The organism is Pseudomonas fluorescens (genome assembly GCF_902497625.1).
GTDB lineage: Bacteria > Pseudomonadota > Gammaproteobacteria > Pseudomonadales > Pseudomonadaceae > Aquipseudomonas > Aquipseudomonas fluorescens_BQ.
The window spans coordinates 20,992-36,165 of the sequence record NZ_CABVGX010000002.1; the positions used below are offsets into that span (position 1 = coordinate 20,992).

Sequence of the window (15,174 nt, forward strand, 5' to 3'; positions counted from 1 at the left end):
ATATGGCCATCAGTCAATTTTCCTACAGCAGTATCCCTCCCGAGGCGCAAGCGCTTCGCCCAGAAGTGCGAGCGTTCATTCGCGACACCCTGGCCGATTACCCACCCCTATTGAGCGCTCAATCCTGGATGGGATTCGATGCGCAATTCAGCAAAAAACTGGGCGCCGAAGGCTGGGTCGGCATGGCGTTGCCGAAAGTCTACGGTGGCCGGGAAGCCGGGCCGTTTGCCCGTTATGTGATCATCGAAGAGTTGCTGGCTGCCGGCGCACCGGTCTCGGCCCACTGGATCGCCGACCGGCAGAGTGGACCGCTGATCAACCGCTTTGGCACCGAACAACAAAAGCAGGATTATCTGCCGGCCATTTGCAGGGGTGAGAGTTACTTTTGCATCGGCATGAGCGAGCCCAATTCGGGATCAGATCTGGCGTCGATCAAAAGCACTGCCGTGCGTGATGGCGACAGCTGGCTGGTCAACGGGCAGAAAGTCTGGACCACCAATGCGCACCACTCGCATTACATGATTGCCCTGGTGCGTACCGGTGAAAAACAAGCGGCCCGGCATGAAGGCATGTCGCAATTCATTGTCGACCTGAGCTTGCCGGGCATCACCATCCGGCCCATTCGAGACCTCGCCGGCGGTGAACACTTCAACGAAGTGTTCTTTGACAATGTGCGCTTGCCTGGCAACGCTTTGATCGGCACCGAAGGCAAGGGCTGGGATCAGGTCACCGCCGAACTGGCGTTCGAGCGCAGCGGCCCGGAACGTTTCCTCAGTTGCATGGCCTTGTTGAAAACATTGATCGATGCGCTGGGCAAGTCGCCTGACGCGCTGCAGGCGCGAGAGATCGGACGCATGTCTGCCAAATTGCTGACCTTGCGCAACATGTCCTTGTCGGTCACGGCTCAGTTGGCCGCGGGTGAACATCCCGCCTGGGCGGCTTCGTGCGTGAAAGACCTCGGCAATGCCTTCGAACAGGAAATCCCAGAGGTTGCCCAGCTGCTGCTGGAAACCGAGCCACGGCAGGACGGCGGCAGCGAGCATGCGCGCGTGCTGGCCTACCTGACCCAGATGGCGCCGTCATTCTCACTGCGTGGGGGCACCCGCGAAATTCTGCGCGGCATCATTGCCCGCGGCCTGGGGTTGCGATAATGCGCAAGATATTTGAAACCACGATTGAACGCCTGTTCGCCGATCTGGCTACACCGGCTTATGTCATGAGCTGCGAAGGCGGTGAATGGCCGGCCGAGTTATGGGCCGCGCTGGATGAGTCGGGCTTTACCCTGGCGGGGGTCAGCGAAGCGCTCGGCGGTGCCGAAGCCAGCTGGGCCGATATGTATGTACTGGTCCGTGCTGCCGGTCGCTATTGTGTTCCCGCACCACTGGCTGAAGCGCTGCTGGGCAACTGGCTGCTGAGCGCAGCGGGCCTTGAGGGCAGGGCGGGCGCAATCAGCGTCGCCGCCAGCGCCGAGCTCGTACTCGATGGTGAACGTGTTCATGGCAGCGTTTTTTCGGTGCCGTGGGGTCGCAATGTCGAAGCGGTAGTCGCTGTCGCCCGTGACTCCGCCGGCGCCTCGCATGTAGTGCTGCTGCCGCGCAGCAGTGCGAGCGAATTGACGTTGAGCCTGAACGTGGCGGGCGAACCGCGTGATGACCTTGGCTTCACCGGAGTTCAGGTATTGGCGCATGCGCCGCTGCCGAACGGGCTTCACGTCGATGTGCTGGAACTGGGCGGCGCCATGTTACGTGCGGCGCAGTCTGCCGGAGCCCTGCACGCACTGCTGGACATGACAGCCAGCTACGCTGGCGAACGCAAACAGTTCGGCAAGGCCATCGGCTCGTTCCAGGCGATCCAGCAACAATTGGCTGTGTTCGCCGAACAGGCTGCCGCTGCAGGCATAGCCGCCGAGGCGGCCTTCAGCGAATCCGCTGGTGGCCTTGCCGCGTTCACCATCGCCGCTGCAAAAATCAGCACGGCAGAGGCGGCGAGCGTTGGCGCCGGTATTGCCCATTCGGTGCATGGCGCCATTGGTTTTACCGAAGAATATCCGCTGCATCTGCTCACCCGTCGATTGTGGGCGTGGCGCAGCGAGTTCGGCTCCGCCAGCCTCTGGAGTCAGCGCCTCGGTATGCAGATATGCCTGGCAGGCAGCGTTGGTTACTGGCCGTTATTGACCAGCCATGGCCAGCAACCTTTAACCCGCCTATCGAGTAACCCGGTATGAGCGCCTTCCTGCAGATTGAGCGCGAGGGCGGCATCGTCACCGTGCGCATGAACCATCCCGACACCCGCAATGCACTGACAACGCACGAGCAGATTCAGGAATTCGTCGACCTCTGCGCAGACCTGCGCCGTGACATGTCGGTACGGGTCATGGTGCTCACCGGTAATGGCAGCGCGTTCTGTGCCGGCGGCAACGTCAAGGACATGCATGAGCGCGGCGGCATCTTCGCCGGCTCGCCGTACGAACTGCGCAACACCTACCGCGATGGCATCCAGCGAATTCCGTTGGCGATCTATGAGCTGGATATTCCTGTGATCGCTGCAGTGAACGGCCCGGCAATTGGCGCGGGCCTGGATCTGGCGTGCATGTGCGATATCCGCCTGGCAGCGCCCAAGGCCATCTTTGCCGAGAGTTTCGTGCGCCTGGGGATTGTGCCGGGCGACGGTGGCGCGTGGTTGTTGCCGCGCATCATCGGCATTCCGAAGGCCAGTTTGATGGCGTTTACCGGTGACGCGATCGATGCCGCCAAAGCGCTGGACTGGGGGCTGGTGGAGCAAGTCTGCACCCACGAAACCCTGCAGTCGGAAGCACAGGCACTGGCGCGACGCATCGCCAGCAACCCGGGCCATGCGTTGCGCCTGTGCAAGCGTTTGCTGCGTGAAGGCCAGCATATGCGTCTGGATTCACTGCTGGAATTATCGGCGGCCTATCAGGCCCTGGCGCATCACACCGAAGACCATCAGGAAGCCGTGGCGGCTTTTGTCGACAAGCGCGATCCTCATTATCAGGACCGCTGATCACTCAATGCCCACAACAAGAATCGATCAGGAGTAAGCAAAATGCGTGGCGTATTTCGAGAAGACCACAACATGTTCCGTGATCAGGCCCGGCGTTTCGTCGACCGTGAAGTCGTGCCCTATCTGCATGAGTGGGAAAAAAACGGCATTGTTCCCAAGGAAGTCTGGCTGAAGGCCGGAGAGAATGGCTTGCTATGCTCCACGGTGCCCGAAGAGTACGGTGGCCCGGGCGGCGACTTCGGTCACTCGGCGGTCATGATCGAAGAACTGGCGCGCGCCAACGCCACCGCTGTGGGTTTTACCACGCACTCTGAAATCGTCACCCCATACATCGTTGCCTATGGTTCAGAAGAACAAAAGCATCAATGGCTGCCACGCATGGTCAGCGGCGAATTGATCGGCGTGATTGCCATGAGCGAACCGGGCATTGGCAGCGACCTGCGAGCGATGCGCACTTCGGCCCGGGTTGACGGTGACGACTACATCGTCAACGGCCAGAAAACCTTCATCACCAATGGCGGTAACGCCGGCCTGGTGGTGACTGCGACAAAAATGGATCCTGCCGCCAAGGAACTGACCCTGATCTGCGTCGAGGAGGGCCGTGCAGGATTCGCGAAAGGACGTCTGCTGGAAAAGATCGGCCTGAAAGGGCAAGACACCGCCGAACTGTTTTTCGATGAAGTGCGTGTACCGGTCGGCAACCGATTGGGGGAGGAGGGCATGGGTTTCAAATACCTGACCCATCAACTCGCCTGGGAACGTTTGATCATCGCCATTCGCGCCGCACAGTCGATCGATACTCTGCTCGAAGAGACCATCACTTACACCCGCGAACGCAAGGTATTCGGCAAACCGGTACTGGATTTCCAGAACACCCGTTTCAAACTGGCCGACGCCAAGGCTCAGGCCACCATGTTGCGGGTCTTCGTCGACGACTGCCTGGCCAAGGTGATGCGCGGCGAGCTGACCCCTGAAATTGCGGCAATGGCCAAACTGCTGGGCTCGGAAATGCAGGGCAAACTGCTTGACGAGTTCCTGCAACTGCATGGCGGCTACGGCTTCATGAGCGAATACAAGATCAGCCGCGCCTGGGTTGATGCCCGCGTAGCCCGCATCTACGGCGGCACTTCGGAGATCATGAAAGAAATTATCGGACGTACCCTTTAAACACACTTGCATGAGGCAGACAGATGAGTAATTCCCTTTACGATATTTCGCTGAAGCAGATCGATGGCAGCTCCACCCGTCTTGGCGACTATCGCGGCAAAGTCCTGTTGGTGGTCAACGTCGCTTCAAAATGCGGCCTGACCCCGCAGTACGAAGGCCTGGAAAAACTCTACCAGAGCAAAAAATCCCTGGGGTTGGAGGTGCTCGGTTTCCCGGCCAACAATTTCAAGGAGCAGGAGCCCGGTACTGACGCGCAGATCGCTGATTTCTGCTCCGCCAACTACGACGTTCACTTTCCGTTGTTCACGAAAATCTCGGTAACCGGCGCGGACAAGCATCCGCTGTACACCGAGTTGACTGCGGCGCAACCCGAGTCTACCGGTGAAGGCCCGTTCCGCGAACGGCTCAAGGGTTATGGCGTCGAGTCGCAAGACACCACGGAAGTGCTGTGGAACTTCGAAAAATTCCTGATTGATCGTCAGGGCAACGTTGTCGCTCGTTTCGCGCCGGACGTTGCCGCTGATGATCCTCGTCTGCTTGAAGCAATCGACGCCCAATTAGCCCAAGGGGTCTGAAGCAGTGCAGACAGTCGAAACGATCAGCGCGCTTCGTGCGCTGGTCGCCCGTGCACGGGGTGAGCAAAAGAAAGTCGCCCTGGTGCCGACCATGGGCAACTTGCATGACGGCCATATCGCGCTGATTCACTGCGCAAGACAGCGGGCTGATGTTGTGGTGGCGAGTATCTTCGTCAATCCGCTGCAGTTCGGCGCCAACGAAGATCTGGCCAATTACCCGCGCACACCCGATGCCGACCGCGAGAAACTGGTCAACGCCGGCTGTGATGTGCTGTTCGCTCCTGCGGTGGAACAGATCTATCCGGATGGAATGCGCAACCAGGCCATCGTCAGTGTGCCGCGGGTCTCAGAAGGACTCTGCGGCGCAGCACGTCCTGGTCACTTCGATGGCATGGCGACGGTCGTCGCCAAGTTGCTGAACATTGTGCAGCCTGACGTCGCGGTTTTCGGCGAGAAGGATTATCAGCAACTGGCCGTGATTCGCTCGATGGTCAGGGATCTCAACATGCTCACCGATATTGTCGGTGCGCCGACCATCCGGGCGGCGGATGGCCTGGCGTTGTCGTCGCGCAACGGCTACCTCAGTGAACAGCAACGCAGAATCGCCCCCGTCCTTTACGCGAGTTTGAAGCAAATGGCGGCGTCAATTCGCGAACTGCATCAGGTGGACGAGTCGCTGCTTCAGGCATGTCGGCTAAGCATGATCGATGCCGGCGTGGATCTGGACTACTTCGAAATCCGCAATGCGCAGGATTTGAGCCCGGCGAAGGAGGGGGCTGCACAGCTGGTACTTCTGGTGGCGGCGCGCATTGGTACCACCCGCCTTATCGATAATCTGACCGTGGACTTACGGTGACTCATCAAACATGACAGCTGCCAGACCCGCCTGCCCAGGCCATCGTGACATCAGAAAGATCAGCAGAGGAATAACAATAATGAGCCTTTATCGAACTTTCGCGGTGCTAGGCCTGTGCCTTGTCGCCTTCGTCGCCGCCGCTCAACCGGCGCCCCCGGATGCTTACGACGCGGACACCCGGCGTGCCAATGCCTTGCTGGCAAAAGCCGTCGCAGCCTATAAAGCAAAGGGCGACAGCGCCTTGGCAGAGTTCAGCCGGCAGGGTGCTTATGTCGATGGCGAGTTGTACATCTACGTGGTCGATACCTCAGGTGTCATGCTCGCCAGCGGCGGGCCTTCAGTTTCACTGGTCGGTAAACCGGTGGTCAGCGTGCTCGACGACGACCTCAAGGCCGCCTTCCAGCAAGCCATCTCGCGGCCCGACGACGGTGTTGTGCACAGCGCCGAATATCGCTGGTGGAACTGGCAACACGGCAAGGTCGAACGCAAACGCGTATTCTACCAACGTATCAAGGACCGTGTGATCTCTGTGGGTTACTACATGCCACGGTCCAGCCCCGAACAGGCACAGGCATTGCTGCAGCAGATTTCCGGGCAAGTTGCCAGCGATGCAAAAGCCACCTTGGTACTCATCAACAAGCACGACAAGACGCTGACTCAGGACGATCTGTACGCCTTTGTGGTGGACCACAAAACCCAGCGGTTTGTCGCTCACGGGTTTACGCCGCGTTTAATCGGCACCGACTTCAAGTCTTTGCGTTCAACCGACGGCAAGCCGATTGGCGAAGAAATACTCAAGCTGATGAACGCTCATGAAACCGGGGAGATCACCTACCAATGGCGCAACCCTATGACGGGGCAGAATGAGTACAAACGAACGTTCGTGCAGCGAGTGAACGGCTACATCGTTGCAGTGGGCAGTTATGCAATCAAGTGACCGATGATGAGCGAAGCCAGTGCGCTAAGCCGTGACAGCGATAAGGCAATCCCCAGTAGCGGGCTGATCCTGTCCATCATCGTCTTCAACTTCATATCCTACGTCTGCAGTGGCCTGCCGCTTGCGGTGTTACCGGGATTCGTCCTCAATGACCTGGGGCTGACCTCGGTCTTTGCGGGTATCGTGATCAGTTCACAGTACCTGGCAACACTTCTGGCGCGCCCGCTGGCCGGTGGCGTGGCGGACCGGCTGGGGGCCAAATACGCGGTGGTGTGCGGGCTCAGCGGATTGATGTTGAGCGGCGCGCTGACGGCGCTCGCACTCTTTCTGCCTGGTCAGCCCTGGTGGTTGATCCTGACCCTGTTGATGCTGGGGAGACTGGTGTTGGGAGCCTCCACGGCGATGATCTCCACACCTTGTTGCACGTGGGCGATCGGGTTATGTGGTGCGCCTCGGGCAGCCCAGGTCATGTCGTGGAACGGCATCGCGGCCTATGGCGGGACCGCCGTCGGCGCGCCGTTGGGTGTGCTGCTTGGCTATTCGCTGGGGATTGTGAGTGTAGGGCTGTGCACCGTATTGCTGGGCTTTACGTTTCTGCTTTTGGCACTAGGCAAACGCCCCGCACCCTTGATTGCAGGTACGCGCATGGCGTTCCATCGAGTGCTGTTCACAGTCATGCCCAATGGCCTGGTGCTGATCTGCAGTTCAGTCGGATTTGGCGGATTGACCGCGTTTGTAGCGCTGTACTTTGACAGCTTGGGGTGGGACTACGCCGCCTGGTGCCTGAGTGGTTTTGGGGTTGGTTTTATCCTCGCTCGCTTGTCATCACCGGGGATATTGCAACGATTCAGGGGCTACAAAGTGGTGGCTGGCTGCCTGCTTGTCCAAACGTTGGGCATGCTGTTGATCTGGCTCGCACCGTCTCCCGCCTTGGCGATTGCCGGCGGTGTGCTGACTGGGGCAGGGGTGTCATGGGTCTACCCGGGTCTCGGAGTGGAGACATTGGCACGCACGCCACCGGCAAACCGCAATTCGGCGCTCAGTGGCCTGTCGTTGTTCTTTGATGTTGCAGTAGGGGTAGCGGGCCCGGTCATGGGGCTTATCGCTTCAGGTTTTGGCTACGCCGCCCTATTTTTCTGTGCCGCAGTGATGTCGGCAGGCGGTTTTGTTCTGGTGATCGGGTTATGTTGGCGGAGTGAACCCATACATCATTGACTCAACACAGGAGTGTTCCGGGATGGACACAAAGGCTCTGAGGATCTTCATCAACTTGTCGGAGCTAGGCAGCCTGACCCGTGCGTCTCCGGCGCTCTAAATCACCAACTCGACGATCAGCCGCCAGCTGGCGCCGTTGCAATCAAATCGAGCGCATTGATCAGCTGGTTGAGCTGACCGGAATAAAATTGAAGCGTATGAAATGCGTAGCAATGGAGGGGTTGATCGAAGAGTCTAAAGAGCTCCTGGAAGAGATCGAAAAGGGGGCCGTCCTCGATGCCGGGTTGATTGGTGCAGCTCAAAAGGTGGAGCACTACGAGATTGCTGCTTATGGCACCCTGATAGCGATGGCAAAACATCTCAAACTTGATGATGCTGCAGTTCTGTTGGCGGCAACGCTTGCTGAAGAAAAAGCCGCTGACTAGAAGCTGAGCAAGATTGCGGAGCAAGGTGGTAATCAAGCCGCAACTCTGGAAAAGAAATGCTAGTAGGTTGATGTAGAAGTCATCTACTCGGTGGCGGTCCGCACACCGTCACCGTGTTTTTGCATGACTTCATATCCATTACCTTCCAGGACTACCCGACTTGCCGAGGAGTTTGACCACTCTGTCAAGCGAAACTGATCTCACTGCGCGAGATGCGAAAATGCTCGGCTCCGCGCGGACTTTGATTTCATTTAAACGGAGCTGCGTGTCCATGTCGCCGCGGCTTTGTTCGTATAGTCGTAGCGCCGCCTCATCGGGTTCCCCGCTTCAGAAAGCAGTGCACTGATCCTGGCGTGTTCGCCGTCTTCTTCAGTGGATAAGTTGCTTGCGACGTCGCTGGCCAATCTATGCCTCCGTCCATACCAACGCAGCTGTCACGCGCCATTTAACGTCTGTCACACCGAACCTCTCGGCTTGAGGTTTTGACACGACCTTCGATGGAGGTTTACCAGGCTTAGGAATTGAGGCTATACCGGCATCGCAACTTGCCCAATGCCAAGCATCAACATTACGCATTGATTTTGGGCGGATGACGAATGACTTTGGGTGCCCGTGAAGTTTGTATTCGATGACAAAAATATCTGTCTGGCTCATGAGTTCCTCCTTAGGCTCATAAGCAACTGAGTGGTTACAGCCGAAAAAATTCCAACGTTTTTTCAGCGTGGATTTTGAATAAATCTTCGGCTTGGCTATCTGCGCTCAGCATCGCTTCGTTTTCTGGTACGCACCCTGAAAAACTGCGTTTTAGAGCGGTTAGACCGATAAGTAGATTTTTGAAAACGCTCTACAGTGCACTCAGAGAGCTGCAACGTTTCAGCGCAAGTAATTGTGAAATGCTTTGTTGGATAATGCTCAAAAGAAGACTTGACCATATCCGCTTTTAGACAACAATTGATGAACCCAGCCCCTAGGACGAACGTGATGATCTCCGCTCTCGAGCTCCGACATATTATTGAGTGCAGTTTCCTGCCTCTGTCCTGCATATGCTCGCTGAACGTGGATGGTTCGCTGCTGATTAAGGTCACCGACCCTTCATCCGGCAGTGTTGAGCTGTTGGTGACGGGGGTGTCAACGACGCCGCTTAATTCGAGCCGTGCGATTGCCAATCTGATAGGCGAGCTTCGCACTGAGATGACCGCACGCAAAATTAGCTTCGAATCAAGCGATCGCAGTGCTCAGGGGCGTTGAGCGGATAGTTGCGGGAGAATTAGCAACCAAGCCATCTTTGATATCAAACTGATATCAGCTCATACTGTGGCTTCATTTTCCATGGAGCCGGACTCGTGTCCCCCGATAGAACTCAACAGCTTGAGCAGGCACTTTTGGCAGTCATTGCCTCAGCCACAAAGATGGGTGTTAGCTGTGACGCATTATGCGCAGAAGCGGTAGGTGGCCTGATGACAGATCGTTACTGGCGCTGGTCACTCACTGAGCACAAAGATGGCGCCGCTGACGAGATAGAGGGGGCCTTGACCAAGCTGTTGATGGGAGGAGTAAGCCGCTCGCGCCCGGATTCCCTCTTCGATACCGTTAGTCAGGCTTTATGAACCGTACAGCCAGGCTGCAGCAGAGACGCCATGGCATTAACCAAATCATCCAGTGACCATGGCTTGTGCAGGTAGATACTAGAGGCAGGGATAGTCTCAGGGTCTATCAAATATCCTGAGGTAAGGATTGCCGAAGTTGAAGGCCATCGACTCCCAACCATTTCGATAAATTCGATCCCTTGGATCTGGCCGGGGAGGCCATAGTCTACGATCACGAGACGACACTGCTCATGAGTTTGAAGCAGATAGGTTAAAGCGTCATCGGCAGTGCCGAACGAGATAGCCGTTCCTCCGACGTCCGATACGATTTCCTCCATCAGCGCTCGCAATGTCGGATCGTCTTCGATGACGATTACAAATCCCTCGATTGGCAAAAAACCTTCCCACGTGACAATCAATCAAAATTCCTTAGCCGGGCGGGGCAAACCCGCGTCTGATGAGTCAGTACCTGAGTGTATTCGCGTTTGAGTATTCTGTGGTGTTCGAGGCACTCCGTTTGATGACTCAATCACAGACGTGCGATTTGAAAAAACGTAGGGGCTACACCGATATCGGCCGCGGCTTCGCATATTTTTAAACCTAATTGAATGGAACCAGGTCGACTACTGGAGCCAATAACCTTGATAGCCAGAGCTTGATCACCAGCGCTCGCAAGGATCACAAAATGTCGCGGAGAATTGGCGATCTGACCAATCTGAGTGGCTCACTAGGATTGCCTGCTCTGGATCCACATATTAGTGCCGGCGGCTCTCTTTGACTTAAAGCACGTGCTGGAGATTTGAATTTGGAGTACGTCGATTGGGTGCAATGGCCAGCAATGGTGATAACTGTAGCCTCTGCATGGTTTATCGGTTCGCAACGAGCGCACCGGCGGATGATCGCTTTTTGGGGGTTCATCCTTAGCAATGCGCTTTGGGTTATCTGGGGGCTTCACGCCGACGCCTACGCGCTTATCCTCCTTGAATGCATACTATTGGGGATGAATGCCCGAGGCTTTAAGAAGAATTTCAATGCATCTAAATCATCTAGCCGCGATCCTTTGCGCAGATGACTTTCAGCCCGCGTGATCTGAAGCGGCTCAGTTATTGTGAACTGAAGGATTGGGCTTCACGCAGGAACTGAATGATTTCTCTTGCGAGTTCGTCGGGTATTTCCTCCGCCATGTGATGCCCACCGTCGAGGCCATGACCATGCTGCTTTGTTGTCCATGGCTCCCAAACGGCTAGGATATCGCCGTATAGAAGTTCAAGGTCATCACGTAGCGACCATAAAATCATTGTAGGGCACTTAATCCGGCGGCGGTCGCGGCGGTCGGCCTCATCGTGAGCACGATCTATTCCAAGCCCCGCTCGATAATCTTCTACCATGCCGTGAACGGTCGCTGGGTCATGGATAGCTGCTTGATAGTCTCTAAAGGCCTCCACACCCATTGCTTCGGCGGTACCCCCGTACCACCGATCAGGGTCAGCCAAGATTGCCTGTTCTGGCTTTTCTAGTTGCCCGAAGAAGAACCAATGCCACCATTTCGTCGCGAATTGGGCGTTACAGCGTTCAAGAGCCTCAAGGATCGGTACGCCGTCCAATATGCCGAGATGTGTAATGGCTTCGGGGTGATCCATGGCGGTGCGAAAGGCGGTGTAACAACCTCGATCATGGCCTATCACGGCGAATCGTTCATGACCCAAATGGCGCATTAAGGCGATGCAGTCACGGGCCTTGGCGCGCTTTGAGGAGCCCGCATGATCAAATGTATCCTCAGGCTTCGATGACTGCCCAAACCCTCTAAGGTCTGGGCAGACTACATAGTGATTTTTTGCCAAGAGTGGGGCAACGCGATGCCAGGTCGCATGAGTCCTGGGATGCCCATGGAGCAATAAAACGGGAGAACCGCTGCCACCGTGTCTGACTCTTAGGGTCGCTTCTGGAAGTCTTACGGTATCAAGAGAAAAGTCGTCGAACATCCAATATCCTCAGCGGGTTCCACTGTTCTTAGATTCACAATGACCCTAGCAACTGGATCATGTCCCCTGGGGCTTGGGACGTTTACTAAAAGGTTTTAGCGTAGCTGCACACCTGAACTTTTTATCGATCGCTTCCTGAGTGCGGACGGCAAAGAAAGCGATTCCGCTGGCCACCGTCAGTCCGGACACTGCTCATTCTCCTTCTCCTTCGAGTTTTTCCGGAGCCCCCTAAGGTTTATGAGGAAAAGACAAACCTGCAAGACGATCAGTGCATACTGTAGTGGTCAACTAATCCCGGACACGACGTTAAGTTTTTCCTCGGCCCGCGCTGGTGCCAACCCATCGTTGAATTGATGAGGTCGAATCCAGTTGTACCGATGCATCAAAAAATGGCTGATATCGCGCTGTGCTTCCTGCGCAGTTCGATAGCCCACGGTTGGTATCCATTCTGTTTTCAAGCTGCGAAATACGCGCTCCATCGGTGCGTTATCCCAGCAGTTTCCTCGTCGACTCATGCTCTGGCGCATACGGTATCGCCACAACCGCTGGCGAAAGAGTCGGCTTGCATATTGCGATCCCTGGTCCGAGTGGAATAGCAGATCCGAAGGCCTGCCACGCTGCTCGTAAGCCATATCCAGCGCTTTGATCACCAGCTCAGCGTCTGGCTTTTCCGACAGCGCCCAGCCCACGATCCGACGCGTACAAAGATCTAGGACGACAGCCAGGTAATGCCACTTTCCTTGAGCCCAAATGTAGGTGATATCGCCGCACCAGACTTGATTAGGCGCTGGCACGTCGAACTCGCGGTTCAATGTGTTCGGGATATCCAGTCTTTCTACTGTTGCTCGTTTGTAGGCATGGGAGCCGGGTTGTTTGCTGACTAAATCAAGCTCGCGCATCAAGCTACGAACTTTGAATCGACCGAGTTGCTCACCGTCTTCACGCATCAGCGACAGAATGCTACGACTGCCCGCGGAGCTGCGACTTTGCGAGAACAGCTCACTGACGCGACTACGTAATCGAAGCCGTTCAACATCGGGCGTGCGGCGCCGCAGGCGCTGGGCGTAGTAACACGAGCGAGTGACGTCAAACACCTTGCACAGCCAATCAACCGGCTCATGGGCGCTCAACTGGGCAATCAGCGCGAACGCTCGTGATCTTCCGACATCAAGAGCGCGGTAGCCTTTTTTAATATGGATTTCTCTCGCTCAAGCCGAGCGATCCGGGCCTCCAGCTCCTGAATTTTTTGCTGTTCCGGCGTCAGCGCCTTGCTCTGCGGGGTGATGCCTTTATGTTCTTTCTGAATCTGGTCAACCCAGCGGCGCAATGCCGACTCACCAATGCCTAGTGAACGGCTGGCTTCGATGTAGCTGTAGTTTTGTTTGAGCACGAGGGCTGCGGCCTCGCGCTTGAATTCAGGAGTAAAGGAGCGGCGTTGTTTGGTCATCTGACACCTCGATCTGGCGAGCATTCTCGCCTAAATGGGTGTCCGGTTTCATTAGACCACTACAAATATTCCAATAATGAGTTGCATTGGGGGCAATCCTTGTGCCGAATAGAGCAATATTATTATGGAAAATCAGGAGATTATAACACTTACTACTATGCGCTAAATAAGACTGGGTCCGATCGAGAGTTAAAAGATGAAAGCTGTCCTAACGCTGTTATGGTGTCCGGAGATATATGCTCGTTGATAAAAGATGAAGCTGGGGAACAGGAGTGCAATGAAACGCTACGCGGAATGGCATGCACGTCCGCTAGTGATTTTGAGGGGTAGTCCATTCTGCTGATAAGTAGTCATAACAGGTGATCCTTTACATGGTACGGGGGCACGACACCACTGCTCAATTCTTCCTTCATCAATCCCCCCCCCTGCTAGCGAGGAAAGCAAGTGATCCAGGCCCTACAATTCCGGTATTCACTAGCATAAACTGCCGCTCCTTCAGCTTATGTGTAGCCAACGTGATGCATTGAGTAAAGCTTGCTTTGTTTAGAAAACTGCTATTCAGTATCCGGACGTGGCTGTCGGACCGGCTATACCCGTCCTCGCGCCAAGCCACGCTCCTCGTTTTTTAGTTCCCAATGAACGTAGGCAGCCGCCATACCAAGCCTGAAGGACCGCTATTTGCCAATCTGCCGGCCAAGGCCACGAAAAGCGTACTGGTTAAATCCAATGGAAATAGCTGGTCAGGGCCCAGAACGGTGGTCGGTGGCGGGGATGAGTCGAACCTTGGAAAAGGTTCGACTCATGCTAGGTATGTTGTTTTGCTGCATGACCAGTTCACCCATGTATAATTGTTCCGTACAGTCATTATTTCTCTCTCTCACTGGAACAATTAGCCTTGGTTGAGCTGTCGAAACCCAGTAGACCCCGGCGTCATGCTTATAGCCGTTGCTATAATCCCGTAATTCCTCAGATTCAGATTCGAACAATGAGAATAAGTATTGGCTGTCAAATTTGTTTCTTTGCGGTCGGTTTCGACCGTAAGATCTAGCTCATACTCGCCTGGTTCCCACTTGAAATGCTTTTTGAAGAAGGACATTGCAGGTTCTCCGCTAGCGGGAGACGCTTCACAAAGGCGCTCCTTGTTTTCTGGAATTTCTTTTTATCCAAGAATGTCCGTACGAATTGCAGACTCAAGTCGCCTATACTCTTCCTCATCATCACGCGTATAGAGATTGAAGAACATGAGTACATGTGCCCATTCTTCCCCTGGAGCTAGACGAAATGGGGTGAGCATGAAGTTCTCGGTAGCATCAGGCGTTCTGAGGTAATTCCGGGCTGGGAGTGTAAAGATTGCACCGCCAGTTCGGCGAAACGTCAAAGAGATCGATTTTAAGCGAATTGATCTTCCGCCAGTGTCTCAATAATAAGGTGCCACTGTGCATTCGGGTTTCCAACCTTATGGGTGATGTGGAGGCGTGTGAATGCCTCGCATTGAAGCTTCGCTCGTCGAAATAATATGTGAATGGGAGAGAGTTGTGAAAGTATCAGTGCAGTAAACGCCGCGGCTGCTGACCAAAACTGCCAGTCGAGGTAAAAAGGCATTGGAGGCATAGATCAACTCTCTATCGTTTTACAACCTTGGACTCACGCTGGTGCCATCAACATCGCAGGCGTCATGTTGATGAACTCTTCGTTTTTCTGATCGTTTCAAGTGCACGTCGTACATCACACCCAACCTCGCCCGATCCCAGCCGCTCTAACCACAGTGTCAGTTCCATAATAGCGGCCTCAAGGACAAACTGGTTTTGATTGATCTTGAACAATAAGGAAGGCAGCAGATCTGAATTTTGCATCGCAAATCCTCCGTGGAATAGGACAGCGTAGCAGTAAAAATATAGGAGAGATTGGATGGGTATGGCTAAAGTGAACGCTGAAACTCAACACCCGCTTTTGGCCGATCTCT

The 15,174-nt window shown here is 55.3% G+C and carries 14 protein-coding genes and 2 pseudogenes; 11 read left to right on the forward strand and 5 right to left on the reverse strand.

Features of this window, described 5'->3' with window-relative positions:
* Positions 1–2 precede the first annotated feature (2 nt).
* The 9 genes and pseudogenes from F8N12_RS01440 to F8N12_RS01480 form a co-directional block, all read left to right on the forward strand.
* Positions 3–1,151, forward strand: coding sequence for an acyl-CoA dehydrogenase family protein (locus tag F8N12_RS01440; protein ID WP_150578822.1), 1,149 nt, complete (start codon positions 3–5; stop codon positions 1,149–1,151).
* Positions 1,151–2,224 carry an acyl-CoA dehydrogenase family protein gene (locus tag F8N12_RS01445; protein ID WP_150578823.1) on the forward strand — a complete coding sequence of 358 codons (1,074 nt, stop codon included), beginning with the start codon at positions 1,151–1,153 and terminating at the stop codon, positions 2,222–2,224. Before F8N12_RS01440 ends, F8N12_RS01445 begins: the two co-directional genes overlap by 1 nt.
* Positions 2,221–3,021 (forward strand): crotonase/enoyl-CoA hydratase family protein, encoded by an 801-nt coding sequence (locus tag F8N12_RS01450; RefSeq protein ID WP_150578824.1) that lies wholly within the window; start codon positions 2,221–2,223, stop codon positions 3,019–3,021. Before F8N12_RS01445 ends, F8N12_RS01450 begins: the two co-directional genes overlap by 4 nt.
* 42 nt (positions 3,022–3,063) lie before the next feature.
* A complete protein-coding gene (locus tag F8N12_RS01455) occupies positions 3,064–4,188 on the forward strand; it encodes an acyl-CoA dehydrogenase family protein (RefSeq protein WP_150578825.1) in 1,125 nt (374 codons plus the stop codon).
* 23 nt (positions 4,189–4,211) lie between these two features.
* Positions 4,212–4,763, forward strand: coding sequence for a glutathione peroxidase (locus tag F8N12_RS01460; protein WP_150578826.1), 552 nt, complete (start codon positions 4,212–4,214; stop codon positions 4,761–4,763).
* Positions 4,764–4,767: 4 nt separating this feature from the next.
* Complete coding sequence (gene panC / locus F8N12_RS01465) at positions 4,768–5,619, forward strand: pantoate--beta-alanine ligase (protein ID WP_150578827.1); 852 nt, start codon at positions 4,768–4,770, stop codon at positions 5,617–5,619.
* Positions 5,620–5,698: 79 nt separating this feature from the next.
* Positions 5,699–6,556 carry a cache domain-containing protein gene (locus F8N12_RS01470; RefSeq protein WP_150578828.1) on the forward strand — a complete coding sequence of 286 codons (858 nt, stop codon included), beginning with the start codon at positions 5,699–5,701 and terminating at the stop codon, positions 6,554–6,556.
* 6 nt (positions 6,557–6,562) lie between these two features.
* Positions 6,563–7,771 carry an MFS transporter gene (locus tag F8N12_RS01475; protein ID WP_150578829.1) on the forward strand — a complete coding sequence of 403 codons (1,209 nt, stop codon included), beginning with the start codon at positions 6,563–6,565 and terminating at the stop codon, positions 7,769–7,771.
* A gap of 143 nt (positions 7,772–7,914) precedes the next feature.
* Positions 7,915–8,196 (forward strand): annotated as a pseudogene (locus F8N12_RS01480) (DUF892 family protein); the annotation flags it as partial.
* Between the two features lie 405 nt (positions 8,197–8,601).
* Here F8N12_RS01480 and F8N12_RS01485 read toward each other — a convergent pair.
* Complete coding sequence (locus F8N12_RS01485) at positions 8,602–8,850, reverse strand: DUF6555 family protein (RefSeq protein ID WP_150578830.1); 249 nt, start codon at positions 8,848–8,850, stop codon at positions 8,602–8,604.
* 327 nt (positions 8,851–9,177) lie between these two features.
* On the opposite strand from F8N12_RS01485, the gene F8N12_RS01490 reads away from it, so the two are divergent.
* Positions 9,178–9,444, forward strand: coding sequence for a DUF1652 domain-containing protein (locus F8N12_RS01490; RefSeq protein WP_150578831.1), 267 nt, complete (start codon positions 9,178–9,180; stop codon positions 9,442–9,444).
* Between the two features lie 346 nt (positions 9,445–9,790).
* Here F8N12_RS01490 and F8N12_RS01495 read toward each other — a convergent pair whose 3' ends face one another.
* The gene (locus F8N12_RS01495) at positions 9,791–10,201 is read right to left on the reverse strand and encodes a response regulator (protein ID WP_150578832.1); all 411 of its coding nucleotides are present in this window, start codon (positions 10,199–10,201) and stop codon (positions 9,791–9,793) included.
* Positions 10,202–10,587: 386 nt separating this feature from the next.
* On the opposite strand from F8N12_RS01495, the gene F8N12_RS27745 reads away from it, so the two are divergent.
* Positions 10,588–10,854 (forward strand): hypothetical protein, encoded by a 267-nt coding sequence (locus F8N12_RS27745; protein ID WP_150578833.1) that lies wholly within the window; start codon positions 10,588–10,590, stop codon positions 10,852–10,854.
* Between the two features lie 31 nt (positions 10,855–10,885).
* On the opposite strand, the gene F8N12_RS01505 is transcribed toward F8N12_RS27745, so the two are convergent.
* The 3 genes and pseudogenes from F8N12_RS01505 to F8N12_RS27750 all read right to left on the reverse strand — a co-directional run bounded on the left by F8N12_RS01505 (position 10,886) and on the right by F8N12_RS27750 (position 15,064).
* Complete coding sequence (locus F8N12_RS01505; protein ID WP_150578834.1) at positions 10,886–11,764, reverse strand: alpha/beta hydrolase; 879 nt, start codon at positions 11,762–11,764, stop codon at positions 10,886–10,888.
* A gap of 284 nt (positions 11,765–12,048) precedes the next feature.
* A protein-coding gene (locus tag F8N12_RS01510; RefSeq protein ID WP_150578835.1) for an IS3 family transposase occupies positions 12,049–13,211 on the reverse strand; the annotation gives its coding sequence in 2 pieces (ribosomal slippage) (positions 12,049–12,956 and positions 12,956–13,211; 1,164 coding nt in all).
* A gap of 1,644 nt (positions 13,212–14,855) precedes the next feature.
* Positions 14,856–15,064 (reverse strand): annotated as a pseudogene (locus F8N12_RS27750) (hypothetical protein).
* Positions 15,065–15,174: the final 110 nt, after the last annotated feature.

Bases quoted from the DNA above. Each gene is read 5' to 3' on its own strand.
- F8N12_RS01440 (WP_150578822.1), top strand. From the start codon at position 3: ATGGCCATCAGTCAATTTTCCTACAGCAGTATCCCTCCCGAGGCGCAA.
- F8N12_RS01445 (WP_150578823.1), top strand. From the start codon at position 1,151: ATGCGCAAGATATTTGAAACCACGATTGAACGCCTGTTCGCCGATCTG.
- F8N12_RS01450 (WP_150578824.1), top strand. From the start codon at position 2,221: ATGAGCGCCTTCCTGCAGATTGAGCGCGAGGGCGGCATCGTCACCGTG.
- F8N12_RS01455 (WP_150578825.1), top strand. From the start codon at position 3,064: ATGCGTGGCGTATTTCGAGAAGACCACAACATGTTCCGTGATCAGGCC.
- F8N12_RS01460 (WP_150578826.1), top strand. From the start codon at position 4,212: ATGAGTAATTCCCTTTACGATATTTCGCTGAAGCAGATCGATGGCAGC.
- F8N12_RS01470 (WP_150578828.1), top strand. From the start codon at position 5,699: ATGAGCCTTTATCGAACTTTCGCGGTGCTAGGCCTGTGCCTTGTCGCC.
- F8N12_RS01475 (WP_150578829.1), top strand. From the start codon at position 6,563: ATGAGCGAAGCCAGTGCGCTAAGCCGTGACAGCGATAAGGCAATCCCC.
- F8N12_RS01485 (WP_150578830.1), bottom strand. From the start codon at position 8,850: ATGAGCCAGACAGATATTTTTGTCATCGAATACAAACTTCACGGGCAC.
- F8N12_RS01490 (WP_150578831.1), top strand. From the start codon at position 9,178: ATGATCTCCGCTCTCGAGCTCCGACATATTATTGAGTGCAGTTTCCTG.
- F8N12_RS01505 (WP_150578834.1), bottom strand. From the start codon at position 11,764: ATGTTCGACGACTTTTCTCTTGATACCGTAAGACTTCCAGAAGCGACC.